Origin of the sequence: Pseudomonas fluorescens, from assembly GCF_000968015.1 — a bacterium.
Classification (GTDB): domain Bacteria; phylum Pseudomonadota; class Gammaproteobacteria; order Pseudomonadales; family Pseudomonadaceae; genus Aquipseudomonas; species Aquipseudomonas fluorescens_W.
Map to the genome: position 1 here is coordinate 1 of NZ_LACH01000136.1, position 844 is coordinate 844.

The following is an 844-nucleotide window of genomic DNA, read 5'->3' on the forward strand; positions in this document are numbered from 1 at the left end:
GAGCGAGTCACGCCACTCACGGGGATAACGCACGTTGATCGGGAAGCGAGCGAGCCCTTCAATGGTCTCTCCGACGTTTTCACCACCGATAGCGCCAGCCACGATCGACTGCACATCGGCGATATTCAGCCCGTAGCGGGCAGCAGCCTTGCGGTCGATATCCACGTCGATATAGCGTCCGCCGGTCAATCGTTCGGCCAGGGCTGAACTGACCCCGGGCACGTCCTTGGCCACGCGTTCGACGGCCTGGGTGGCCGCATCGATCTCCGTCAGGTTGGTGCCGGCAATTTTTACCCCTATCGGGCTCTTGATCCCGGTGGCCAGCATGTCGATGCGGTTGCGGATCGGTGGTATCCAGATATTGGTCAGCCCAGGGACACGTACCACTCGATCCAGTTCCTCCACCAACTTCTCCTGGGTCATCCCAGGGCGCCACTGCTCATGCGGCTTGAACTGGATAGTGGTCTCGAACATCTCCAGCGGTGCCGGATCGGTGGCGGTTTCGGCGCGGCCAGCCTTACCAAAGACGTGTTCGACTTCAGGTACGGTCTTGATCAGACGGTCGGTCTGTTGCAGCAGCTGCGCCGCTTTCTGCGCCGACAACCCCGGCAGAGCCGAAGGCATGTAGAGCAGATCGCCCTCGTCCAGCGCAGGGAGGAACTCGCCGCCCAAGCGAGAGATCGGCCATAGCGCGCTGAGAAAGACCAGTAGCGCGAGAAGCATGGTGATTTTTGGCCGACGCAGCACCGCGTCAAGGGCCGGTTGATAGATCCGAATCAACCAACGGTTCAGCGGATTCTGTTCCTCATTGGGAATCCGCCCGCGAATCCAGTAGCCCATCAGC

Annotated in this window: 1 protein-coding gene; it reads right to left on the minus strand. The window is 60.9% G+C overall.

The genetic code is table 11. The annotated features are described in order from the left end of the window. Positions 1–844, minus strand: an 844-nt coding sequence (locus VD17_RS31140) for an efflux RND transporter permease subunit (protein ID WP_185753272.1), incomplete at both ends; no start/stop codon positions are given.